This window comes from Streptomyces sp. NPDC048479 (assembly GCF_040651435.1).
Taxonomy (GTDB): domain Bacteria; phylum Actinomycetota; class Actinomycetes; order Streptomycetales; family Streptomycetaceae; genus Streptomyces.
The window spans coordinates 21,998-44,717 of the sequence record NZ_JBEZKA010000012.1; the positions used below are offsets into that span (position 1 = coordinate 21,998).

The window sequence follows — 22,720 nt, forward strand, 5'->3', positions numbered from 1 at the left end:
TGACGCACCAGGGGTGGTGAATCCGTTTCGCACCCCTGGTGCGCCGACTGTTTCGTACCGATTAGGAAGGTCTAGTCCGGAGAAGGGGATCGCGGGGCGCTCACAGTCGTTCGCTGAGGGCGGCGCTGTGATGACGTCCGTACGATCAGTTCGGTCGGTATTACCTGCCCGACCGGCCGGTCCTCGTCGACTCCTTCGATGGCGTCGATGAGGAGCTGGACGACCGCCGTGCCGATCCGGCGCGGTTTGAGCGAGAGCGTGGTGATGGGCGGTTCGGTGGTGGCGTACACGGTCGACTCGCTGCAGCAGACGAGCAGCAGATCGTCGGGGACGCGCAGGCCGTACCGCCGGGCGGCGGCGAGGAGATCGGTGCCGTTGGGGTCGAAGAGCCCGTAGACGGCGTCGGGCCGGTCGGGGCGGGCGAGCAGCCGGTCGGCCGCGACGGCTCCGGCGCACGGGTCGTGGGCCGGATAGGACTCGTAGACCGGGTCCTGGCGGACGCGCTCGCACCAGCTGAGATACGCGGTGGTGGACAGTCGTGTGTAGGTGTCGGTGGTGGTGCCGGTGAGCAGGCCGATACGGCGGGCGCCGGCGGCGGCGAGATGGTCGAGCAGATCGAGTACGGCGGCTTCGTGGTCGTTGTCGACCCAGGCGGTGACCGGGAGCGTGCCGGCCGGACGGCCGTCGGAGACGACGGGAAGGCCCTGGCGGACAAGTTCGGTGACGACCGGGTCGTGGTCGGACGGATCGATGACGACGGTGCCGTCGAGGGCGACGTTCGACCAGACGTCATGGCGTGAGGTGGCGGGCAGGATGACGAGGGCGTAGCCGCGGGCGAGCGCGGCGGAGGTCGCGGCTCTCGCCATTTCGGCGAAGTACGCGAACTCGGTGAAGGTGAAAGGTTCATCCCCGTACGTCGTCACCGTCAGGCCGATAAGGCCCGACTTTCCGGTACGGAGCGTGCGGGCCGCGGCGGACGGGCGATAGCCCAGCCGGTCGGCGACCTCGCGGACATGTCGGCGGGTGGCGTCCGGGAGCCGGCCCTTGCCGTTGAGTGCGTCGGAGACTGTCGTGATGGAGACACCGGCGGCGGCGGCCACATCTCGGATGCCCGCCCGACTCTGCCGGCTGCCCCGGCGTGATGTCTCCGTCCGGCTCACCTGGTGCTTCCCTGCTGCTGTCATGGCGAGCCGATAGTAGGGCTCGCGCGGGCGGTTGAGCCGGTCGCATATTCACTCGTTGACAGGCACGTTTCTGCATGGCCGTTCATCATCAATCACCTTGGAAATCAAGGCAGTTGGGTGGCGCGCCCACGGCGTCTCGCGCGTCCAGCCGCATGGGCCTGTCGAATGGTTGATGTTTCGAAGAGGTCTCAACTCACCACTACGGGGGATGCGCGCCACGGAGTGAGCTACCGGCGCGCGCGATATGGAGGAGCGCCCCTCCTTTTTCCCGGGGCCCCCATTCGCAGCGGACGTGAATCCTCATAAGGTGAGCAGTATTGGAGTACTGCTGTGTACAGATGGTCGAGGAGGACCCGCGGTGAGCGAGACGAGCCCCAAGCTGCGCGCCGAGCTGGACGGCATCCCCACGTACAAGCCCGGCAAGCCGGCTGCTTCGGGCGGCCCGGTCGCGTACAAGCTGTCGTCCAATGAGAACCCGTATCCGCCGCTGACCGGTGTGGTGGAGAGCGCGATCGCCGCTGCCCACAGCTTCAACCGTTATCCGGACATGGCCTGCACCGGGCTGATGAACGAGCTCGCGGACCGTTTCGGGGTGCCCGTGACGCATCTGGCCACCGGCACCGGCTCGGTCGGCGTCGCCCAGTCGTTGCTGCAGTGCACCTCGGGCCCCGGCGACGAGGTTATCTTTGCCTGGCGGTCCTTCGAGGCGTACCCGATCATCACGCAGATCAGCGGGGCCAAGCCGGTGCAGGTGCCGCTGACCGCGGGTGATGTGCATGATCTGGACGCGATGGCCGGTGCGATCACCGACCGGACCCGGCTGATCTTCGTCTGCAACCCCAACAACCCGACCGGCACGGTGGTGCGCCGGGCCGAACTGGAGCGCTTCCTCGACCGGGTGCCATCCGACGTCCTGGTGGTGCTGGATGAGGCGTACATCGAGTTCGTCCGTGATGTCGACGTCCCGAACGGCATCGAGATCTACCGCGACCGCCCCAATGTGGCGGTGCTGCGTACGTTCTCCAAGGCGTACGGACTTGCCGGGCTGCGGGTCGGCTTTGCGATCGCCCATGAGCCGGTGGCCGCAGCGCTGCGCAAGACCGCGGTCCCCTTCGGTGTCTCGCAGCTCGCGCAGGACGCAGCGGTAGCCTCGCTGCGCGCCGAGGACGAACTGCTCGGCCGGGTCGGCTCGCTGGTCTCCGAGCGCGTACGGGTGCACGAGAGCCTGGTCAAGCAGGGCTGGACGGTGCCGGAGACCCAGGCGAACTTCGTCTGGCTGCGGCTCGGCGACCGTACGCTCGACTTCGCGGCGGCGTGCGAGAAGGCCGGTGTCGTGGTCAGGCCCTTCGCGGGTGAGGGCGTGCGGGTCACCATTGGTGAGACCGAGGCCAACGACCTCTTCCTGCACGTCACCGAGGCATTCCGCAAGGAGTTCTAGGTCTCGACCCTCTCCACGCGGATCGGGTCGCCGGCGCGGACCGTCGCCAGCAGGCGGGGATCGCCGTCGATCCGGCCGAGGACATTGCACGGGCCTGCGAGCCGGCATTCGTCGCCGCGCGAGATCGGTGTGGGGCCGTAGGGCAGCGCGAGTGCGTCGCCCTCGGTCCAGAAAGCGACCGTGCCCGGTTCCACCACCTGCCGGGCGGCTGCCTCCAGGGCGGGGGAGATGGTCGTGTCGAAGTAGACCTCTTCGCCCCAGGTGTGGGCGGTGGAGGCGAGTGGCAGAGCCCCCATGAGCGCCTCGCTCGTGGGGGTTTCTTCGAGGGTCGCGGTCAGGTGGCCGGCGGGCCAGGAGATCCGTATCTGCATTCGCCGGATTCAACAAGACGTTGAAGGACTTGGGAAGAGGTACCCCCGGTCGAAGGCGTGAATGTCGCATGAGCCATAATGCTTGTGAATGTGAACGCGTTCACAAGCGTGCCTCGTTTCTCCCGTCATTAGCGGGATTAAAGGGGCAGACTGCCGCAGTCACCATGGCGATGTAAGGAGAAGACGACGTGGACGTAGCTCTGGCGCCGGAGACCTTGGCGCGATGGCAGTTCGGCATCACCACCGTCTACCACTTCCTCTTCGTCCCTCTGACGATCTCGCTCGCCGCGCTCACCGCCGGCCTGCAGACCGCCTGGGTGCGCACCGAGAAGGAGAAGTACCTCAGGGCCACCAAGTTCTGGGGCAAGCTCTTCCTGATCAACATCGCCATGGGTGTGGTCACCGGCCTCGTCCAGGAGTTCCAGTTCGGCATGAACTGGTCCGACTACTCGCGCTTCGTCGGTGACGTCTTCGGTGCCCCGCTCGCCTTCGAGGCGCTGTTCGCGTTCTTCTTCGAGTCCACCTTCATCGGGCTGTGGATCTTCGGCTGGGACAAGCTGCCGAAGAAGATCCATCTGGCCTGCATCTGGATGGTCTCGATCGGCACCGTCCTCTCGGCGTACTTCATCCTGGCTGCCAACTCCTGGATGCAGCACCCGGTCGGCTACCGGATCAACAAGGAGCGGGGCCGGGCAGAGCTCACCGACTTCTGGCATGTACTCACGCAGAACACCGCGCTCACCCAGTTCTTCCACACCATCACGGCCGCCTTCCTCGTCGGCGGCGCCTTCATGGTCGGCATCGCTGCCTTCCACCTGGCGCGCAAGAAGCACATTCCTGTGATGCGCACCTCGCTGCGGCTCGGGCTCGTCACCGTCGTGATCGCCGGACTGCTCACCGCTGTCAGCGGTGACCTGCTCGGCAAGGTCATGTTCAAGCAGCAGCCGATGAAGATGGCCGCAGCCGAGGCGCTGTGGGACGGCGAGGCGCCCGCGCCCTTCTCGGTGTTCGCGTACGGCGACGTCGAAAAAGGCCACAACACGGTCGCGATCGAGATCCCGGGACTGCTGTCCTTCCTGGCCAACGACGACTTCTCCTCGTACGTCCCCGGCATCAACGACGTCAACAAGTCCGAGCAGGAGAAGTTCGGCCCCGGCGACTACCGGCCCAATATCCCCGTCGCCTACTGGGGCTTCCGCTGGATGATCGGCTTCGGGATGACGTCCTTCGCCATCGGCCTGCTCGGGCTCTGGCTCACCCGCAAGAAGTTCATGCTGCCGCCGGGCCTGCGGACGGGCGCGGACGAAGTGCCGCAGCTGGTGCTCTTCAAGAACAAGGCGCTGAATCCCAGGCTGACCAAGTGGTACTGGATCGTCGCGCTCTGGACGATGCTCTTCCCGTTGATCGCCAACTCCTGGGGCTGGATCTTCACCGAGATGGGGCGTCAGCCGTGGGTCGTGTACGGCGTGCTCCGTACCCGCGACGCCGTCTCCCCCAGTGCCTCGCAGGGTGAGGTGCTCACCTCGATGATTGTCTTCACCCTGCTCTACGCGGTGCTCGCCGTCATCGAGGTCAAGCTGCTTCTGAAGTACGTCAAGGCCGGACCGCCCGAGCTCACCGAGGCCGACCTCAACCCGCCCACCAAGATCGGCGGCGACGACCGTGACGCCGACCGCCCGATGGCCTTCTCGTACTGAGGCCCTGAGGAGCTGCTGAGGCATGGAACTTCACGACGTCTGGTTTGTACTCATCGCCTTCCTCTGGATCGGCTACTTCTTCCTCGATGGCTTCGACTTCGGGGTCGGCGTCCTGACCAAGCTGCTGGCCCGGGACCGGACCGAGCGGCGGGTCCTGATCAACACCATCGGACCCGTCTGGGACGGCAACGAGGTCTGGCTGGTGACGGCAGGCGGTGCGACTTTCGCCGCCTTCCCCGAGTGGTACGCCACCCTCTTCTCCGGCTTCTATCTGCCGCTGCTGCTGATCCTGTTCTGCCTGATCGTGCGCGGAGTCGCCTTCGAGTACCGGCACAAGCGGGACGAGGAGAGGTGGCAGACCAACTGGGAGCACGCGATCTTCTGGACCTCACTGCTGCCGGCCCTGCTGTGGGGCGTCGCGTTCGGCAACATCGTGCGCGGCGTGAAGATCGATGGGCAGAAGGAGTACGTCGGCAACCTCTTCGATCTGCTCAACCCGTACGCGATCCTGGGCGGGCTGGTGACGCTGACGCTGTTCACCTTCCATGGTGCGGTGTTCGCGGCGCTGAAGACGGTGGGGGACATCAGGGTCCGGGCCCGGGGGCTGGCGCTGAAGCTGGGGCTGCTCACCGCCGTGCTGGCGCTCGGCTTCCTGATCTGGACCCAGGTCTCGCGCGGTGACGGCAAGAGCCTGATCGCGATGATCGTCGCGGTGGTGGCGCTGGTCGGAGCGGTCGGGGCCATCAAGGTGGGACGCGAAGGCTGGTCGTTCGCGCTGTCGGGCGTGACGATCGCTGCCGCGGTCGCGATGCTGTTCCTGACGCTCTTCCCGAACGTCATGCCGTCCTCGCTCAATGAGGAGTGGAACCTTACGGTCACCAACGCCTCGTCGAGTCCGTACACGCTGAAGATCATGACCTGGTGCGCGGGCATCGCTGCGCCGCTGGTGATGCTCTACCAGGGCTGGACGTACTGGGTATTCCGCAAGCGGATCGGCACGCAGCACATCGCCGATGTTCATTAGTGGGGGATGTTTCACGTGAAACCGATCGACCCGCGTCTGCTCCGGTACGCCCGGGCCACCCGCCTCTTCTTGACCGCGGTGGTGCTCCTCGGCCTTGCCGGGGCGGCGCTGGTCGTCGCCCAGGCGATGCTCATCGCCGACGTGGTGGTGGGCGCGTTTGAGCGGGGGCTCTCCACCTCTGCTCTGGGGACGCCGCTGGCACTCCTGGCGGCGGTCGCGGTCGGACGGGCTGTCATCTCCTGGCTGACCGAACTGGCCGCGCACCGGGCGAGTGCGGCGGTCAAGTCGGAGCTGCGGGGGCGGCTGCTGGAGCGGGCCGCTCACCTGGGGCCCGAGTGGCTGAGTGGACAGCGGACCGGTTCGCTGGTCGCGCTCGCCACGCGCGGTGTCGACGCTCTGGACGACTACTTCTCGCGCTATCTGCCGCAGTTGGGGCTCGCTGTCGTGGTGCCCGCGGCGGTGCTGGCGCGGATCGTGACCGAGGACTGGGTCTCGGCGGCGGTCATTGTGCTGACCCTGCCGCTGATTCCGCTGTTCATGGTTCTCATCGGCTGGGCCACCCAAGCCCGGATGGACCGCCAGTGGCGGCTGCTGTCCCGGCTGTCGGGGCACTTCCTGGACGTGGTCGCCGGTCTGCCGACCCTGAAGGTCTTCGGGCGGGCGAAGGCCCAGGCCGAGTCGATCCGATCGATCACCTCGGAGTACCGGAAGGCGACGCTGCGGACGCTGCGGATCGCGTTTCTCTCGTCGTTCGCGCTGGAGCTGCTGTCGACGCTCTCGGTGGCGCTGGTGGCCGTCGGTATCGGTATGCGGCTGGTGCACGGGGACTTGGATCTTTACACGGGCCTGGTGATTCTGATCCTCGCGCCCGAGGCGTATCTGCCGATCCGGCAGGTGGGCGCGCAGTACCACGCGGCGGCGGAGGGGCTTTCGGCCGCGGAGGAGATTTTCCAGGTCCTGGAGACCGAGCCGCGGGCGGGCGGTACAAGGGAGGTGCCGGGCACACTCCGGTTGGAGCTCGACGGAGTGACCGTCCGTCACGCGGGGCGTGGCGAGGCGTCGTTGGATGCGGCCTCACTGGTGGTGGAGCCCGGCGACACGGTCGCGCTGGTCGGACCGAGCGGCGTCGGGAAGTCGACGCTGCTGGATGTGCTGCTCGGCTTCGTGGAGCCGGCCGAGGGGCGGGTGCGCGTCGGCGGTACCGATCTGGCGACGCTCGACCTGGACCGGTGGCGCGAGCAGATCGCTTGGGTGCCGCAGCGGCCGTATCTCTTCGCGGGGACGATCGCGGAGAACGTACGGCTGGCGCGACCGGACGCCGATGACGCCGCGGTGCGGGAAGCGCTGCGGAACGCTGGTGCGTACGACTTTGTGGCCGGGCTCCCCCAGGGTGTGGACAGCCTGCTCGGCGAGGACGGCACCGGACTCTCGGCCGGCCAGCGGCAGCGTCTCGCGCTGGCCCGGGCGTTCCTCGCGGACCGGCCACTGCTGCTGCTCGACGAGCCGACGGCCGCGCTGGACGGCGAGACGGAAGCAGGCATCGTCGACGCGGTGCGACGGCTGGCGGAGGGGCGGACGGTGCTGCTGGTCGTCCACCGGCCGGCCCTGCTGGCGGTGGCGGACCGGGTGGTCACGCTCTCCCGCCGCGCATCGCTGATTCCAGGGCCCGCGAGGTCGGGAGTTACGGCGTACGGAGGTACTCAGCCATCGAGTTCGGCGGACACTCCGACGGCAGCGAGCACAGAAGGGGACAGAGAGCAGCCCACCGAGGCCGTTGGCACCGCAGGGCCGTCGCAGTCGGCGCGCACACGGTCGCCGCTGGCACGAGTACGAAGCGCTGCCGGGGAGCTGCGGGGCCGGCTCGGGCTCGCGCTGCTGCTGGGCAGCCTTGCTCTGGGTTCCGCCGTAGGGCTTATGGCCGTTTCCGGTTGGCTCATTTCGCGCGCGTCCGAGCATCCGCCGGTGCTCTATCTGATGGTGGCTGTGACGGCGACCCGCGCCTTCGGCATCGGGCGGGCCGTCTTCCGGTACGCCGAGCGTCTGGTGTCGCACGACGCCGTGCTGCGGATGCTCGCCGAGATGCGGGTCGCGGTCTATCGCAGGCTGGAGCGGGTCGCGCCCGCCGGGCTGCGGCAGTCCCGGCGCGGGGATCTGCTGTCGCGGCTCGTCGCCGATGTGGATGCCCTGCAGGACTACTGGCTGCGCTGGCTGCTGCCTGCCGGAGTGGCCGTCGTCGTCGGCGCGGGGGCAGTCGGCTTCACGGCGTGGCTGCTGCCCGAGGCCGGGGCCGTGCTCGCCGTCGGTCTGCTCCTCGCCGGTGTGGCCGTACCGCTGATCAGCGGCGCTTTCGCACAGCGGGCCGAACGTCAACTCGCGCCCGCACGCGGGGTACTGGCCATCCGTGTCGTCGAACTGCTCGGCGGCACCGCCGAACTGACCGTCGCCGGAGCCCTGAAGGGACGGGTGGAGAGGACGCGGGAAGCCGACCGGCAGCTGACACGCATCGCCTCCCGGGGCGCGGTCGCCACCGCACTCGGCGGCGGCCTCTCCGCGCTGGCCTGCGGGCTGACCGTCGTGTGCGCCGCCTACGCCGGAGTGCAGGCGGTGCGTGACGGGCGGCTGGACGGGGTGTCCCTGGCGGTGGTGGTGCTCACTCCCCTCGCCGCTTTCGAGGCGGTCACCGGGCTTCCGGCGGCTGTGCAGTTCCGGCAGCGGGTCAGGCGGAGCGCCGAGCGGGTGTTCGAGGTGCTGGACGCGCCCGTCCCCGTACACGAGCCGGACCGGGCGGCGGCTCCGCCGGCGACGGCGTTCCCGCTCCAGGTGCGAGGACTCGGCGCCGGGTACGCCGGACAGGAGCGGGACGCGCTCCGGGGATTCGATCTGACGCTCACCGCGGGGAGGCGCATCGCCGTCGTCGGCACCTCGGGTTCGGGAAAGACCACCCTCGCGCAGGTGCTGCTCCGCTTCCTGGACGTGAGGGAAGGGACGTACACGATCGGCGGCGTGGACGCGGCCGCCCTCGACGGGGACGCGGTCCGGCGGTTCGTCGGGCTGTGCGCGCAGGACGCCCACATCTTCGACAGTTCCGTACGGGAGAACCTCCGGCTCGCGCGTACGGAGGCGACGGAGGACGAGCTTCGGCAGGCGCTCGCCAAGGCGAGGCTGCTGGAGTGGGTCGACGTGCTGCCCGACGGTCTCGACACTCTCGTCGGCGAGCACGGGGCGCAGCTGTCGGGCGGTCAGCGGCAGCGGCTGGCACTGGCCCGCGCGCTCCTCGCCGACTTCCCCGTACTCGTACTCGACGAGCCGGCCGAGCACCTCGACCTGGCGACGGCCGACGCGCTGACGGCGGATCTGCTGGTGGCGACGGAAGGCCGGACGACAGTGCTGATCACGCACCGGCTGCAAGGGCTCGACGCCGTCGACGAGATCGTCGTCCTGGAGGCAGGCCGGACCGTGCAGCGCGGCTCGTACGCAGAACTCGCCACCGCCGAGGGGCCCCTGCGCCGGATGCTGGAGCGCGAGCGGGCCGCGGACCTGCTCGGTACCCGGCTCTCGACAGCCGAGTACCCCGTTTAGTACCCGGCTCTCGTCGCCGGACAGGACCTGCTCCTCTCAAGGGCGTGACAGCGCCCGAACCGAAGGGCCCGCTGGAAGCCGCGACAGGACGAAGGGGGGTACGAGGGTGTACGGAGAGGCGTCCCAGTAGGCCAGGTGGAGTCACGACACCTCACCGGTACCCGAAATCGCCGCGGTGCCGGGCGACGATCCGTGGATGTGCTTGAGACACCGCGACCGGCCATTGCTCGTCCTGGCGGTGCTGTGCGCGCTCCTCGGTACGGCGGTACCCGCCGCCATGGCGTCCGACGGGCCCGTTATCGGTACCGGTGCCGAGGTGGCGCGACTGTTCGAGGACGCGGCGAAAGCCACCGCGAAGTACGAACAAGGCAGGCGTGCCGCTGACGCGCAGCGCACCGCGGCGGCCCGGCTCCAGGGACAGCTGGCACTGCAGCGGAACGAACTCACCACGATCCACGACGCCATCGGCGGTGTCGCCCGCGCCCAGTACCGGACCGGCGGCCCGCTTGCCGTCACCGCTCAGCTGCTGTTCGCCGACAACCCCGAGGAGCTGATGCGCGGACAGCGGCTCGCCTGGCAGGCGGAGACGGCAGTGAACCAGCTGCTCGGCCGGGCCAGGCAGGCCGAGCGGCGGCTCACCGTGACCGAGGGGAATGCCCGGACGGCCCGGCGCGAGCTCGAGGTACGCCAGGCACAGCTGGCAACCATCAAGCAGGGCATCAACTCGAAGCTGGAAGAGGCACAGTGGGAGCTGGAGGGGGAGGCGGACCGCAGCGTGGCGGCGGGCAAGTGCGCGGGCGTCGCCCGGCTCGGGAAGCGCGGAAGCGCGCCGGCAGGCACGGCATGGGTGACGCCGGTGGAGAAGTACGAACTGTCCGCCGGGTTCGACAGCGCGGGTGAGCACTGGGCCCATCGGCACACCGGGCAGGACTTCGCGGTGGACATCGGCACCCCGGTGCGGTCGGTCGGCGCGGGCCGGGTGGTGTCTGTCTCGTGCGGCGGTGGATTCGGCATCGAGATCGTCGTCCAGCACCCGGGCGGCTACTACTCGCAGTACGCGCATCTGGCGACGACCACCGTCGACCAGGGCGCGCAGGTACGCGCCGGGCAGTGGATCGGGCAGTCCGGCACCACGGGCAATTCGACAGGGCCGCACCTGCACTTCGAGGTGCGGCTCACGCCGTATCTGGGCTCCGGAGTGGATCCGCTGCCCTGGCTCCGCGAACGCGGGGTCCCAGTCGAGTAGTTCTCGTTCCTCAGAGCTCGTTCTTCAGAGCTCTTCGCTGCTTTCCGCACGCCGGGCGAGGATCTGCTCGATGACAACCGCGACGCCGTCCTCGTTGTTGGCGACGGTCCGGCCGGAGGCCGCGGCGAGCACGTCCGGATGGGCGTTGCCCATCGCGTACGAGGTGCCCGCCCAGGTCAGCATCTCCACGTCGTTGGGCATGTCCCCGAAGGCGACGACCTCGTCGGAGGAGATCCCGCGCCGGGCGCAGCACAGCGCCAGGGTGCTGGCCTTGCTCACACCGAGGCCGCTGACCTCGAGCAGCGCGGTCGGGCTGGAGCGGGTGAAGGATGCCAGGTCACCGGCGGCTGTACGGGCCAGCGTGAGGAAGCCGTCGGGTGTCAGCTCGGGGTGGTGCGCGAGCAGCTTGATCACCGGGGCGCCCTCGCCCAGCCGCTCCTCGTGAAGCAGCTTCTCCGCGGTGGCGACAGTCGCGACCGGGTCGACATGGAACGGCGGATAGTCCGGCTCGTAGTGGATGCCGGTCGTCGTCTCGACCGCGAAAGAGGTACCGGGGGCGGCGTCGCGCAGGATCCTCACGACATCGAGGGCGGTCTCCCGCTCCAGCGCGCGGACCTCCAGCAGCTTCCCCCCGGCGTGCAGATCCACGACCGCCGCGCCGTTGGCGCAGATCGCGAGCCCATGGCCGTGGACATGGTCACTGACGACGTCCATCCAGCGGGCCGGGCGGCCTGTGACGAAGAAGACCTCGATCCCGGCCTCCTCGGCGGCGGCCAGGGCGGCGATCGTACGGTCCGAGACGGACTTGTCGTCGCGCAGCAGAGTGCCGTCCAGATCGGTGGCGATCAGCCGGGGGGTGGCGGGCAGCGGGCTGGGATCGGTAGCTGAGGTCACAGATCCATTCTCCCGTACGCGGGCGCACGGGCGTGCGACGGGTCGCACATTTGAGTGTGCTCGGGCCGCTGCGGAGCCACGTACTCTCGAAGGCATGCGTTTGAGTACCGTGATCCTCCCCGTCCGCCGTTGGCACGAAGGTGGCCGCGACGAGTGGCTCCGAGCCGAGCAGCTCGGTTTTCACACCGCGTACACCTACGACCACCTGTCGTGGCGTACCTTCCGTGACGGCCCCTGGTACGGCGCGGTCCCGACGCTGACCGCCGCGGCCGCCGCCACCGAGCGGCTGCGCCTCGGCACGCTGGTCACCTCACCGAACTTCCGCCACCCGGTGACCCTTGCCAAGGACCTGATCTCGCTGGACGACATCTCCGGCGGGCGGATCACGCTCGGCATCGGCGCGGGCGGCAATGGCTTCGACGCCACGGCGCTGGGCCAGGAGGCATGGACGCCGCGCGAACGTGCCGACCGGTTCGGGGAGTTCGTGCCGCTGCTCGACCGGCTGCTGACCGAGAGCTCCGTGACGTACGACGGGACCTTCTACTCGGCGGTGGAGGCCCGCAACATTCCCGGCTGCGTCCAGCGGCCCCGGCTGCCCTTCGCGGTCGCCGCCACCGGGCCGCGCGGACTGAAGCTCGCGGCGAAGCACGGGCAGGCGTGGGTGACCACAGGTGACCCGAAGCTCTTCGAGACGGGTACGCCCGAGCAGTCCGTCGAGGCCATCCGCGGGCAGATCGACAAGCTTGGCAAGGCGTGCGCGGACATCGGCCGTGACGTGGCCGAGCTGGACAAGATCCTTCTCACCGGCTTCACGCCGGAGGCCGGCCGGCCGCTGGAGTCCCTCGACGCCTTTGTGGACTTCGCGGGCAAGCACTTCGAGCTCGGCTTCACGGAGCTCGTGATCCACGCCCCGATCCCGGACTCGGACTTCGCAGCGGACCAGGCGGTCTTCGAGCAGATCGCCACGGAGGGGCTTGCCCAGCTGAGTCGCTGACCCGCAGGAGGGCCTCCGCAGGAGGGCCCCGCAGAGGATCTAGCGGTCTGGGAAGCGCAGAAACTCCGGCGGTACGGCAGCGGTGAGCCAGACGCCGTTGGCGCTGACGTGGAAAAGGTGGCCCGCTTCATACATCGCGCCGGCATGCACGGAGAGGACGACGGGGCGGCCGCGGCGGGCGCCGACGCGGGTCGCGGTCTCGCGGTCGGGCGAGAGATGGACATGGTGGCGGTTCATGGCGCGCAGTCCCCCGGCGCGGATCGCGTCCAGGCTGCGGGCGACGGTGCCGTGATAGAGATACGCGGGCGGCTCGGCCGGAGGCAGGTCCAGGTCGACCTCGACGGAGTGGCCCTGGTTGGCGCGGATGCGGGTGCCGTCGATCGTGAACCGCTGCTTGTCGTTGACGGCGACGACATGGTCGAGCTCGGCGCGGGTGATCCGGAAGCCGTGCTCGGCCGCCGCCCGCATCAGCTCGTCGACGGCCACCCAGCCGTTCTCGTCGAGGACGATGCCGATCCGCTCCGGCTGGTGGCGCAGATGCTTCGAGAGGTACTTCGACACCTTCACGGTGCGTCGCTCATCGGGCTCATCGGGCCCATCAGGTCGTTCGGGTCTTGCGTTCATCCCGTCAGCGTGCCCGTCCGCTTGCCGACAGCGCCACTGAAAATATCGCTCCACATCGAAAATGTCGCTCCACAGGTTTGATCCACAGCCAACTGTAGTTATCCACAGGGGAATTGGCGATTCTGTGGACAACTCATGGGTCATTTAAGGGCTTTGGTCAAGTTGACGGGAATCGCCTTCGGTTGAGATGAGGGCGTCCAAGGTCCTGGCATGAAGCTCCCGTTCGGTCGCTGCGGTGATGAAGGCGGCCGCGTTCTCCTTGCCAACCAGGGCCTGGACCGAGCGAATTGTCTCCGGCGGCAACGTCACAGGACGGAACTCACTCTCCACCTGCCGCGGTCCTTCCGCACTCAGGTGCTGCTGAAGATGGCGGGTGGCGAACGTCCGCATGGCCCGAGCCAGTTCGGCATCGATCGCCTGTTGTGCGAGTGGGCGCAGCCGCCGGACCAGGGACGCCGCCTCAGCCGCATCCGCGTCGGTCGGCGGCCGATGCCCCAGATAGCGGGCGAAGACATGCTCGGTGGTGAACTCCAGGAAACGGGAGGCGATGTGCTCGACCTGCCCGCGAAGTTCCCGCAGATGACCGGAGATTGCCGGGAGCGGCACCCCGGCGGCATACAACTCTGCGGCGACCGCCAGCTCCTGGGGGCTCGGCACCAGGAATTCGTCGTCACGGCCGGGGATGCGCTCCAGCACCCCCAGGTCCACCGCTTCCGCGACGGCAGCCTCGTCCGGCTTCCCGCCGAACTTGCCGTCCAGCTCCGCGCGGGAGATCCGGGCCGCCTCCTCGTCCGTCCACGGTCCCTGCACCTCGGCGACCAGACCCAGCACCCCGCCGAGCCCGCGCCCGGCGTCCCAGGCCTCGAGCAGCTCCTTGATCGAGGCCAGGGTGTAGCCGCGGTCGAGCAGATCGGCGATCTGCCGCAGCCGGGCGAGATGGGCGGACCCGTACACATTGGCCCGCCCGCGCCGCTGCGGTTTCGGCAGCAGCCCGCGGTCCTGGTAGGCGCGGATCGTACGGACGGTGGCGCCACTGTGGTGCGCCAGGTCCTCGATCCGGTACTCGGCGGCCGACTGGGCGACTGACTGCTCGGACAAGTCCGCTCCCTCGATGACAGGCCGCCTACGACAAGGCGGCGCGGCCCACCGCTCCCGCCGCGGCACGGGCCGCGGGCGAGGTCGCGAGATAGTCGACGGCCTTGCGCAGCGAGCCCTCCTGCGAGGGATGGTACGACCGCCGGAAGTATCGAGGTATGGCCGCGCCCAGCTCGCGCCACGTGGGCAGCAGTCCTTTGCCGACCGCGCGGTTGTGCTCGCGCAGGGAGTAACGCAGCCGGCCGGCGAGCTGGGGGTCGTGCCGGATCAGGTAGGCGGTGCCCCACACCCAGAGCCAGGCCAGCACGGGCGCGGTGACGGCCATGCCCTCGATGCGGCGGGCATGGCGTGGCAGTCCCTCGCCACCGCAGTGCTGGTACATCTCGAAGGCGACTGCCCGGTGCTCGACCTCCTCCGCGCCGTGCCAGCGCAGCAGATCGAGCATGATCTTGTCGGCGTTCGCCCGGTCGAGCCCTTCGGCGTGCAGCACCCAGTTGCCCAGGACCGCCGTGAACTGCTCGATCGCGGCGATGACCGACAGGCGGAAGCGCAGCCACTCCTGGGTCGGTACCGGCGCCCCGAACGGCGGCTTCTCGCCGAGGAGTTTCTCGAAGAGGAGGTCGACGTACTTGGTGAATGCCTCAGTGTCGAGCCGCTGCGCGGCCAGGTGGTCCAGCACATACGCATGCTGCACGCTGTGCGTGGCCTCCTGGCCCATGAAGCCTTTGACGTCTTTCAGCAGCTCCGGGTCGTCGACCAGGGGCAGCGCTTCCTTGAAGACCTTGACGAACCACCGCTCGCCGGACGGCAGCAGAAGATGCAGCACATTGATGACATGCGTGGCGGTGGGCTCGTCCGGTATCCAGTGCAGCGGCGTCCCGTCCCAGTCGAACGAGACCCGGCGCGGCGCGATGGCGTAGTGGCCGGTGTGCTCCTCGGTGCTCACAGCGGCGGCTCCAATCGGGCGATCGCACGCAGCGTCCTGGGCGTGAAGCGGGATATGAACAGGGCTCCACGGGCCTCGGGCGTCACCGGCACCACCGCCTGGTTCTTCACGACAGCGCGAAGGATCGCGTCGGCGACCTTCTCCGGCGGGTAGTTGCGCAGCCCGTACAGCCGGGCGGTCTTCTTCTGGCGCCGCTTCTCCTCAGCCGCGTCGACGCCCGCGAAGCGCGCCGTGGACGTGATGTTGGTGTTGACGAAGCCGGGACAGATCGCCGAGACCCCGATCCCCTGTCCGGCCAGTTCCGCCCGCAGACACTCGCTGAGCATGAGCACCGCGGCCTTGGAGGTGCTGTATGCGGGCAGGGTCTTCGAAGGCAGATAGGCGGCAGCGGACGCGGTGTTGACGATATGGCCGCCCTGGCCGCGCTCGGCCATCTGCCTGCCGAAAAGCCGGCAGCCGTGGATGACGCCCCACAGATTGACGTCGAGGACCTTCTTCCAGTCCTCGGCGCTGGTCTGGAGGAAGGAGCCCGAGAGACCTATGCCGGCGTTGTTGACCAGGACGTCCACGACGCCGTACTCGGTGGCGACCCTCTCGGCGAGCTTCTCCATCGCCTGCTCGTCGCTGACGTCCACCGTTTCGCCCCAGGTCTGGGGGGAGCCGATCAGCCGCGACATCTCCGCGGTCCTGGCCGCGCCCTCCGCGTCCCGGTCCACGGCCACGATCCGCGCCCCCGCCTCGGCGAACGCGAAGGCCGTGGCCCGCCCGATGCCGCTGGCCGCACCCGTCACCAGGACGAGCTGCCCGGCGAACCGCTCGGCGTACGGACCCCGGGCTACGGTGTCCAGCGCGGCCACTCCGGCCACTCCGGCCGCGCTGTCCTCGTTGGCCGTGACGAACTCACTGATCCAGGCCGAGAGCTGATCGGGCCGGGTGCGGGGTACCCAGTGCTTCGCCGGCAGCGAGCGACGCGTCAACTGCGGGGCCCATTCGCCCAGTTCGTCGTAGAGCCGCTCGGACAGGAACATATCGCCGGTCGGCGTGATCAACTGAACGGGTGTGTGTGCGTACGCGTCGGAGCGCGGGCGGCGCAGCCGGGTACGGACGTTGTCGCGGTAGAGCCAGGCGCCGTGCGCCGCGTCCTGCGGCAGCGAGGCCGTCGGGTAGTCGCCGCCGGGCACCTTCTCCACCCGCTGCAGGATCTTCGGCCACAGCTTGCCCAGCGGGCCGCGCCAGGCGAGCTCCGGCAGCACCGGCGTATGCAGCATGTACACGTACCAGGACTTGGCACCCTGTCCGAGCAACTGGCCGATCCTGCGGGGTGTGGGCCGGCTCATCCGCTTCTTGATCCAGTGCCCGAAGTGGTCCAGGGACGGTCCTGACATCGAGGTGAAGGAGGCGATACGGCCTTCGGTGCGCTTGACCGTGACGAACTCCCAGGACTGCACAGAACCCCAGTCGTGTCCGACCAGATGCACCGGCTTGTCCGGACTCACCGCGTCCGCGACTGCCAGAAAGTCGTCCGTCAGCTTCTCCAGCGTGAAGCCGCCGCGCAGCGGGGCCGGAGCTGTCGAGCGGCCGTGCCCCCGGACGTCGTACAGCACTACATGCAGCCGGTAGCGGTCCACCAGCCGCTCCGCGACCTGAGACCACACCTCCTTGCTGTCCGGATAGCCGTGCACCAGCAGCACGGTCGGCTGCGAGGCGTCCCCCAGCTCGGCGACGCACAGCTCGATTCCGCCCGTACGGACCCAGCGCTCCCGCGCCCCCTTGAGACTCACGCTTCCTCCTTGACGTTCGCATTTCCGCCCGCTCGGCGCAGAGGCCCGGCGATCGCGGCTCTCGCGGCGACCATGGCCATCGTGGTCTTCTGCGGCCCGGCGGCCCCCTGTGCGTCGCTCACGCGGTCCTCTCCTCCGCCCAGCGCCGCACATGCGGCAGATCGTCGTCCAGCCAGAACGCGCTCTGCTGCGGGTCCTTGGAGTCGGTGATCACCAGGATCTCCTCGAACTTCGCGCCCGTACCCCTGAATCCGAGGTGCGGCTCGACAGCCCACAGCCCCGGTCGGGGCGGGTGGTCGGAGAACCTGTACGGGCTCCACAGCGGTGACCAGCCGTCCCGGTGACCGCGCACCGCATCGACGGCAAGCCCCTTCAGCGACTGTGTGCCGAACCCGAAGAGATGCGGCGAGATGCGGCGCTCCTTCACCCGGTCGATCTTGTGGGCGATGACTCCGAAGGGATACGCGCGGTGCCGGTTGGCGTACCCCTGCCGGACCATCAGCCGGTCCACGTCCTCGTAGATCTCGCGCAGCGAACGCCGCACCCGCACCTCGCGCAGGATCAGCTCGCGGTGCGCCTCCAGATCGGCGAGTAGTTTGTTGTGCACGGGGCTCGGGCCGAGGCAGCCGGAGTATCCGATGTCCGCGGTGTAGCCCTTGTGGACCGGGGCCATGTCGAGGATGAAGGGCATGCCCGCCTCGAGCACCCGGTTGGTCGGGAAGAACTGGAGCGGTATCCGGAAGTTGACGAAGGCCGTACGGTCCCCGAACCAGGCGAAGGGCAGGTGGAACCAGTCGCGCACACCCCGCTCACGGAGCCACTCACGCTGCATCCGCGCCGCCCGGCGCTCCGTCACGCCGGGCTTGAGCTGCGCCGCGACCGCCTCCGCGCATGCGTACGCGAGGCGCTGCACTTCCTTGAACCCCCGCAGTTCCGCGGTCAGTTCGCTTGCCACTGCTGAGGCCATGCCACCGTCCGTCCCGAGTGCGGTACGTGTCCGTAACTTGACACTGATGAATGTGACAATGCTCGGCGGCTGCGTCAAGGGTCGTGCGTCAGCCTGTGGAAAACCCGTCTGTGGAAAACCCGTCCGAAGGTCATGGGCCCCGAGACGGGCTGTCCACTTTCGTCGTAGGCCCCTACGGGTCCGTACCTCTCGAGTCGGACACCGATCCAGCCGCCAGGTCTGACGCCCGATGTGTCGCGCGCCACTACCTTCGAAATGTGACTGTGATCGCGACCGAAAGCCTGAGCAAGCGGTTCCCCAGGGTGACCGCTCTTGACCGGCTCTCCTTGGACATCGGACCCGGTGTGACCGGCCTGGTGGGCGCCAACGGAGCCGGCAAGTCCACGTTGATCAAGATCCTGCTGGGTCTGTCCCCCGCTACGGAAGGCCGGGCCGCGGTGCTCGGACTCGACGTCGCCACCAGCGGCGGCGCCATCCGCGAGCAGGTGGGGTACATGCCCGAGCACGACTGCCTGCCGCCCGATGTCTCGGCCACCGAGTTCGTCGTCCACATGGCGCGCATGTCCGGGCTGCCGCCCACGGCCGCCCGCGAGCGCACCGCAGACACCCTGCGCCATGTCGGTCTGTACGAGGAGCGGTACCGCCCCATCGGTGGCTACTCGACCGGTATGAAGCAGCGCGTCAAGCTCGCGCAGGCCCTGGTCCACGACCCGAAGCTGGTCCTCCTGGACGAGCCGACCAACGGTCTCGACCCGGTCGGCCGCGACGAGATGCTGGGCCTGATCCGCCGCGTCCACACCGACTTCGGCATCTCGGTCCTGGTCACCTCGCATCTCCTCGGCGAGCTTGAGCGCACCTGTGACCACGTTGTCGTCATCGACGGCGGCTCGCTGCTGCGCTCCAGTTCCACCAGCGACTTCACCCAGATCACCACGACCCTCGCGGTCGAGGTCACCGACACGGACACGCATCCCGACGGCACCGCGGTGCTCCGTGAGGCGCTCGCCGCCGCCGGAATCACGCTCCACGCGCGCGTGGAGGACGGTCTGCCCGGCGCGGGCCACATCCTGCTCCTCGAGGCGACGGGGGAGGAGACGTACGACGTGGTGCGCGACACCGTCGCCGGGCTCGGCCTCGGTCTCGTACGGATGGAACAGCGCCGCCACCACATCGCGGAGGTCTTCCGCCCCGAGGCACAGAGTGATCAGGGCGCGCAGGGCGCCCAGGAGCAGGAGGTGCAGGTTCGATGAGCACCGAGACCAACATCGTGACCGGGGCCGAGACCACCCGGATCCACAACATCGGCTACCGGAACTACGACGGGCCGCGGCTCGGCCGCGCGTACGCACGCCGCTCCCTCTACTCGCAGTCCCTGCGCGGGGCTTACGGACTTGGGCGCTCGGCCAAGTCCAAGGTGCTGCCGATGATTCTTTTCGCGGTGATGTGCCTGCCCGCGGCGATCATCGTCGCGGTCGCGGTCGCCACCAAACTCAAGGACCTTCCTCTCGACTACACGCGCTACGCGATCGTCACCCAGGCGGTCATCGGCCTCTTCCTGGCCGCGCAGGCACCGCAGTCCGTCTCCCGTGATCTGCGCTTCAAGACCGTGCCGCTGTACTTCTCGCGCCCGATCGAGCGCATCGACTACGTCCTCGCCAAGTACGGGGCAATGGCCTCGGCCCTCTTCGTACTCACGGCGGCACCGCTGGTCATCCTCTACATCGGCTCGCTGCTCGCCAAGATGGACTTCGTGGACCAGACGAAGGGATTCGCGCAGGGGATGCTTTCCGTCGCGCTTCTCTCCGTCCTCTTCGGCGGCCTCGGCCTGGTGATGGCCGCGCTCACGCCGCGCCGCGGCTTCGGCGTCGCCGCCGTGATCGCCACGCTGACCATCACGTACGGCGCCGTCTCCACTGTCCAGGCCATCGCCTGGGAGACCGGCTCGCCCGATGTGATCAAGTGGTTCGGCCTCTTCTCGCCGGTCACGCTCATCGACGGCGTACAGACTGCCTTCCTCGGCGCCACTTCCGCCTTCCCCGGCAAGGCGGGGCCGGAAGCCGGCGCGGGCATGGTCTATCTGCTCGTCGTCCTCGCGCTCGTCTTCGGCTCGTACGCCGTCCTGATGCGCCGCTACCGGAAGGTCGGGCTGTGACCACCATCAACATCGAGCACACCTCGCGGTGGTTCGGCAATGTCGTGGCCGTCAACGACGTGACCATGACGATCGGCCCCGGCGTCACGGGTCTGCTCGGTCCCAACGGCGCGGGCAAGTCCACGCTCATCAACATGATGGGTGGTTTCCTCAACCCGTCCACGGGAAGCGTCACGCTCGACGGTCGGACGATCTGGCGCAACGAGTCCGTCTACCGGCAGATCGGCGTCGTACCGGAGCGGGAGGCGATGTACGACTTCCTCACCGGCCGCGAATTCGTCGTCGCCAACGCCGAATTGCACGGACTGGGCAGGAAGGAGGCCCAACGCGCGCTGGCCACCGTGGAGATGGAGTACGCGCAGGACCGCAAGATCGCGACGTACAGCAAGGGCATGCGGCAGCGCGTGAAGATGGCCTCGGCCCTCGTCCACGAGCCGTCCGTACTCCTCCTTGACGAGCCCTTCAACGGCATGGACCCGCGCCAGCGCATGCAGCTGATGGACCTGCTGCGGCGGATGGGAGCGGAGGGCCGCACCGTGCTCTTCTCCTCCCACATCCTGGAGGAGGTCGAGCAACTCGCCTCCCATATCGAGGTGATCGTGGCCGGACGGCATGCTGCGTCCGGCGACTTCCGCAAGATCCGCCGCCTGATGACGGACCGGCCGCACCGCTATCTCGTACGGTCCAGCGACGACCGGGCGCTCGCCGCGGCCCTGATCGCCGACCCGTCGACGGCCGGCATCGAGGTCGACCTGACCGAGGGTGCGCTGCGCATCCAGGCCGTCGACTTCGGTCGGTTCACCCAACTGCTGCCGCGGGTCGCCCGCGAGCACTCCATCCGGCTGCTCACGGTCTCGCCGTCGGACGAGTCCCTCGAGTCGGTCTTCTCCTACCTCGTAGCGGCCTGAAAGGAGCTGTGACGTCCATGTACAACCCCACAGTCGCCCGGCTCACCTATCGGGCCGTGCTCGGCAAGCGGCGGGCAGCGATTCTGTTCGTACTGCCCGGTCTGCTGCTGCTCATCGCGGCGGCGGTACGCAGCTTCAACGGCCTGGACGACCAGGTCGCCGCCGATGTCCTGGGCGGGTTCGCCATCGCGACGATGGTGCCGCTGATCGGGGTGATCGCGGGCACCGGGGCGATCGGGCCCGAGATCGACGACGGCTCGATCGTCTACCTGCTGGCCAAGCCGGTGAAGCGGTCGACGATCGTCTTCACCAAGCTGATCGTCGCGATCGCGATCACAATGGCATTCTCGGCGGTCCCCACCTTTGTCGCGGGGTTCATCCTCAACGGCAATGGCCAGCAGGTCGCGGTGGCGTACACGGTGGCGGCGCTGGTCGCCTCGATCGCCTACAGCGCGCTGTTCCTGCTGCTCGGGACGGTCAGCCGGCACGCGGTGGTCATAGGGCTCGTCTACGCGCTGGTCTGGGAGACGCTGTTGGGCAGCCTGGTCCCGGGCGCGCGCACGCTGAGTGTGCAGCAGTGGTCCCTGTCGCTCGCCGAGAAGATCGGCGGCGAGGGCCTGATCGGCTCGGACGTGGGCCTGCCGCTGGCGGTTGCACTGCTGGTGGGGGTCACGGTGGTGGCGACCTGGTATGCGGGGCAGAAGCTGCGGGTGCTGAAGCTCGCCGGCGAGGAGTGACCGTAGAGCATCGCGTTTGTAAGTCAACCCCCGTCCGCTGGGCGGGGGTTGACGCATATCTGCGTAACTGTGCGTTTATCGGTTCGTTGTCCACTGTGCGTGGCGGCCGCGCGCACCTCGGGCTCTACACCCGCCGCACGGTGCTCAATGTCGCGATGCTGCTTCGCGACAGCGACATCGCCCGCTGCGTCCGCACGTACCTCCTCGACGCCGAGGAGGCCGGTGGCCGGCGCCAGGACTACGCCTCCCTACGGCAGTCAATGTCGTACGGCTCGCCGACGAGACGTACGCGCGATGATCGAGGGGTGACCGCAGCGACAGACCGTACCGGCCGGGGCGAACCTTCCCGGCCGGTACGGAGCTGGATCCGTTCCTCACCCGGCACCCACATCTGGCTGCTGATCATTGCCATGACCAGCGTCGTCATCGCCTTCTCCACCGAGGGACTTGAGCGTTTCCTGCTCCACCGCACCAGCAGCAATATCCATGAACTGGCCGCCCATCCCCTCCAGTCCCTCCTGACCAGCTCGTTCTGGATCGAGAACCCCTCTTCCTTGCTCCTCTACGCGGTTCTCTTCGAGGTCTTTCACGCGCCGGTCGAGCGCTGGCTCGGCACTCTGCGCTGGCTGTTCACCGTGGCCACCGCGCATATCTGCGCCACCCTCATCAGCCAGAAGGTCGTCAAGATGAGCATCGAGAACCACGAGGTGCCGCGGCGGATGGCGCATGTGGTGGACATCGGGGTGAGTTACGGGCTCGCCGCGTCGGTCGGCATCCTCACCTACCGCATTCCGCGGCCCTGGCGCTGGTTCTATCTCGCCGGTGCGCTCGCCTTCTTCGGTCTGCCGCTCGCCACCGTCGGCACCTACACCGACCTCGGCCATGTGATCGCCCTCGCCATCGGCCTGGTCTGCCGGCCGCTGACGTGCGACGGCAAGGACGGACCGAGCCGTACGTCCGGACCGTAATTCGGTGGCATCGAACCGCTGTCCGGGGCACAGTAGTTGAGCCGGAGCACGCCAGTGCGGCCGGCGTCACCTACCGGGAGAGGAGCGCGGCGATGACCGAGAGTACGAGTGCGAG

20 protein-coding genes are annotated in these 22,720 nt (G+C 68.6%); 11 read left to right on the forward strand and 9 right to left on the reverse strand.

The features are described from left to right. Nucleotides 1-71: 71 nt before the first annotated feature. A complete protein-coding gene (locus AB0D12_RS19755) occupies nt 72-1,184 on the reverse strand; it encodes a LacI family DNA-binding transcriptional regulator (protein WP_362684169.1) in 1,113 nt (370 codons plus the stop codon). A 358-nt stretch (nt 1,185-1,542) separates the two neighbouring features. On the opposite strand from AB0D12_RS19755, the gene hisC reads away from it, so the two are divergent. Beyond that, nucleotides 1,543-2,622 carry a histidinol-phosphate transaminase gene (hisC, locus tag AB0D12_RS19760; RefSeq protein WP_362684172.1) on the forward strand — a complete coding sequence of 360 codons (1,080 nt, stop codon included), beginning with the start codon at nt 1,543-1,545 and terminating at the stop codon, nt 2,620-2,622. Here the strand turns inward: hisC and AB0D12_RS19765 are convergent. Next, nucleotides 2,619-2,993 carry a cyclophilin-like fold protein gene (locus AB0D12_RS19765; protein WP_362684175.1) on the reverse strand — a complete coding sequence of 125 codons (375 nt, stop codon included), beginning with the start codon at nt 2,991-2,993 and terminating at the stop codon, nt 2,619-2,621. The genes hisC and AB0D12_RS19765 overlap by 4 nt on opposite strands. 188 nt (nt 2,994-3,181) lie before the next feature. Between AB0D12_RS19765 and AB0D12_RS19770 the strand changes: the two genes are divergently transcribed. The 4 genes from AB0D12_RS19770 to AB0D12_RS19785 all read left to right on the forward strand — a co-directional run bounded on the left by AB0D12_RS19770 (nt 3,182) and on the right by AB0D12_RS19785 (nt 10,539). After that, nucleotides 3,182-4,690 carry a cytochrome ubiquinol oxidase subunit I gene (locus tag AB0D12_RS19770; RefSeq protein ID WP_362684178.1) on the forward strand — a complete coding sequence of 503 codons (1,509 nt, stop codon included), beginning with the start codon at nt 3,182-3,184 and terminating at the stop codon, nt 4,688-4,690. 22 nt (nt 4,691-4,712) lie between these two features. Continuing rightward, nucleotides 4,713-5,714, forward strand: coding sequence for a cytochrome d ubiquinol oxidase subunit II (cydB, locus tag AB0D12_RS19775; protein ID WP_362684181.1), 1,002 nt, complete (start codon nt 4,713-4,715; stop codon nt 5,712-5,714). A gap of 15 nt (nt 5,715-5,729) precedes the next feature. Then, nucleotides 5,730-9,293: a thiol reductant ABC exporter subunit CydD gene (cydD, locus tag AB0D12_RS19780; protein WP_362684184.1), complete on the forward strand. Its 3,564-nt coding sequence runs from the start codon at nt 5,730-5,732 to the stop codon at nt 9,291-9,293. Between the two features lie 196 nt (nt 9,294-9,489). After that, nucleotides 9,490-10,539 (forward strand): M23 family metallopeptidase, encoded by a 1,050-nt coding sequence (locus tag AB0D12_RS19785; RefSeq protein WP_362684187.1) that lies wholly within the window; start codon nt 9,490-9,492, stop codon nt 10,537-10,539. A 24-nt stretch (nt 10,540-10,563) separates the two neighbouring features. Here the strand turns inward: AB0D12_RS19785 and AB0D12_RS19790 are convergent, their stop codons facing one another. Further along, nucleotides 10,564-11,433 carry a Cof-type HAD-IIB family hydrolase gene (locus tag AB0D12_RS19790; RefSeq protein WP_362684190.1) on the reverse strand — a complete coding sequence of 290 codons (870 nt, stop codon included), beginning with the start codon at nt 11,431-11,433 and terminating at the stop codon, nt 10,564-10,566. 94 nt (nt 11,434-11,527) lie between these two features. On the opposite strand from AB0D12_RS19790, the gene AB0D12_RS19795 reads away from it, so the two are divergent. Next, a complete protein-coding gene (locus AB0D12_RS19795; protein ID WP_362684193.1) occupies nt 11,528-12,427 on the forward strand; it encodes an LLM class flavin-dependent oxidoreductase in 900 nt (299 codons plus the stop codon). A gap of 39 nt (nt 12,428-12,466) precedes the next feature. On the opposite strand, the gene AB0D12_RS19800 is transcribed toward AB0D12_RS19795, so the two are convergent. The 6 genes from AB0D12_RS19800 to AB0D12_RS19825 all read right to left on the reverse strand — a co-directional run bounded on the left by AB0D12_RS19800 (nt 12,467) and on the right by AB0D12_RS19825 (nt 17,840). Beyond that, nucleotides 12,467-13,051 (reverse strand): RNA 2'-phosphotransferase, encoded by a 585-nt coding sequence (locus tag AB0D12_RS19800; RefSeq protein WP_362684196.1) that lies wholly within the window; start codon nt 13,049-13,051, stop codon nt 12,467-12,469. A 144-nt stretch (nt 13,052-13,195) separates the two neighbouring features. After that, nucleotides 13,196-14,149, reverse strand: coding sequence for a MerR family transcriptional regulator (locus tag AB0D12_RS19805; protein WP_362684199.1), 954 nt, complete (start codon nt 14,147-14,149; stop codon nt 13,196-13,198). Nucleotides 14,150-14,174: 25 nt separating this feature from the next. Next, the gene (locus AB0D12_RS19810; protein ID WP_362684202.1) at nt 14,175-15,092 is read right to left on the reverse strand and encodes a metal-dependent hydrolase; all 918 of its coding nucleotides are present in this window, start codon (nt 15,090-15,092) and stop codon (nt 14,175-14,177) included. Then, complete coding sequence (locus AB0D12_RS19815) at nt 15,089-16,873, reverse strand: SDR family oxidoreductase (RefSeq protein ID WP_362684205.1); 1,785 nt, start codon at nt 16,871-16,873, stop codon at nt 15,089-15,091. The genes AB0D12_RS19810 and AB0D12_RS19815 overlap by 4 nt, the downstream gene beginning before the upstream one ends. Continuing rightward, complete coding sequence (locus AB0D12_RS19820; protein ID WP_362684208.1) at nt 16,870-16,995, reverse strand: hypothetical protein; 126 nt, start codon at nt 16,993-16,995, stop codon at nt 16,870-16,872. The genes AB0D12_RS19815 and AB0D12_RS19820 overlap by 4 nt, the downstream gene beginning before the upstream one ends. Beyond that, nucleotides 16,992-17,840 (reverse strand): M24 family metallopeptidase, encoded by an 849-nt coding sequence (locus tag AB0D12_RS19825; protein ID WP_362684211.1) that lies wholly within the window; start codon nt 17,838-17,840, stop codon nt 16,992-16,994. The genes AB0D12_RS19820 and AB0D12_RS19825 overlap by 4 nt, the downstream gene beginning before the upstream one ends. 263 nt (nt 17,841-18,103) lie before the next feature. On the opposite strand from AB0D12_RS19825, the gene AB0D12_RS19830 reads away from it, so the two are divergent. The 5 genes from AB0D12_RS19830 (at nt 18,104) to AB0D12_RS19850 (ending at nt 22,605) form a co-directional block, all read left to right on the forward strand. After that, the gene (locus AB0D12_RS19830; RefSeq protein ID WP_362684651.1) at nt 18,104-19,090 is read left to right on the forward strand and encodes an ABC transporter ATP-binding protein; all 987 of its coding nucleotides are present in this window, start codon (nt 18,104-18,106) and stop codon (nt 19,088-19,090) included. Beyond that, nucleotides 19,087-19,992, forward strand: coding sequence for an ABC transporter permease (locus AB0D12_RS19835; protein WP_362684214.1), 906 nt, complete (start codon nt 19,087-19,089; stop codon nt 19,990-19,992). The genes AB0D12_RS19830 and AB0D12_RS19835 overlap by 4 nt, the downstream gene beginning before the upstream one ends. Continuing rightward, nucleotides 19,989-20,900: an ABC transporter ATP-binding protein gene (locus AB0D12_RS19840; protein WP_327324706.1), complete on the forward strand. Its 912-nt coding sequence runs from the start codon at nt 19,989-19,991 to the stop codon at nt 20,898-20,900. The genes AB0D12_RS19835 and AB0D12_RS19840 overlap by 4 nt, the downstream gene beginning before the upstream one ends. A 17-nt stretch (nt 20,901-20,917) precedes the next feature. Beyond that, nucleotides 20,918-21,637 carry an ABC transporter permease gene (locus tag AB0D12_RS19845; RefSeq protein WP_362684217.1) on the forward strand — a complete coding sequence of 240 codons (720 nt, stop codon included), beginning with the start codon at nt 20,918-20,920 and terminating at the stop codon, nt 21,635-21,637. A gap of 305 nt (nt 21,638-21,942) precedes the next feature. Further along, complete coding sequence (locus tag AB0D12_RS19850; protein WP_362684654.1) at nt 21,943-22,605, forward strand: rhomboid-like protein; 663 nt, start codon at nt 21,943-21,945, stop codon at nt 22,603-22,605. Nucleotides 22,606-22,720 lie beyond the last annotated feature (115 nt).

Excerpts from the sequence above, each read along its gene's own strand:
- AB0D12_RS19835 (WP_362684214.1), top strand. The coding sequence starts at position 19,087 with ATGAGCACCGAGACCAACATCGTGACCGGGGCCGAGACCACCCGGATC.
- AB0D12_RS19785 (WP_362684187.1), top strand. The coding sequence starts at position 9,490 with ATGTGCTTGAGACACCGCGACCGGCCATTGCTCGTCCTGGCGGTGCTG.
- AB0D12_RS19845 (WP_362684217.1), top strand. The coding sequence starts at position 20,918 with ATGTACAACCCCACAGTCGCCCGGCTCACCTATCGGGCCGTGCTCGGC.
- AB0D12_RS19800 (WP_362684196.1), bottom strand. The coding sequence starts at position 13,051 with ATGAACGCAAGACCCGAACGACCTGATGGGCCCGATGAGCCCGATGAG.
- AB0D12_RS19795 (WP_362684193.1), top strand. The coding sequence starts at position 11,528 with ATGCGTTTGAGTACCGTGATCCTCCCCGTCCGCCGTTGGCACGAAGGT.
- AB0D12_RS19825 (WP_362684211.1), bottom strand. The coding sequence starts at position 17,840 with ATGGCCTCAGCAGTGGCAAGCGAACTGACCGCGGAACTGCGGGGGTTC.
- AB0D12_RS19765 (WP_362684175.1), bottom strand. The coding sequence starts at position 2,993 with ATGCAGATACGGATCTCCTGGCCCGCCGGCCACCTGACCGCGACCCTC.
- cydB (WP_362684181.1), top strand. The coding sequence starts at position 4,713 with ATGGAACTTCACGACGTCTGGTTTGTACTCATCGCCTTCCTCTGGATC.
- AB0D12_RS19755 (WP_362684169.1), bottom strand. The coding sequence starts at position 1,184 with ATGACAGCAGCAGGGAAGCACCAGGTGAGCCGGACGGAGACATCACGC.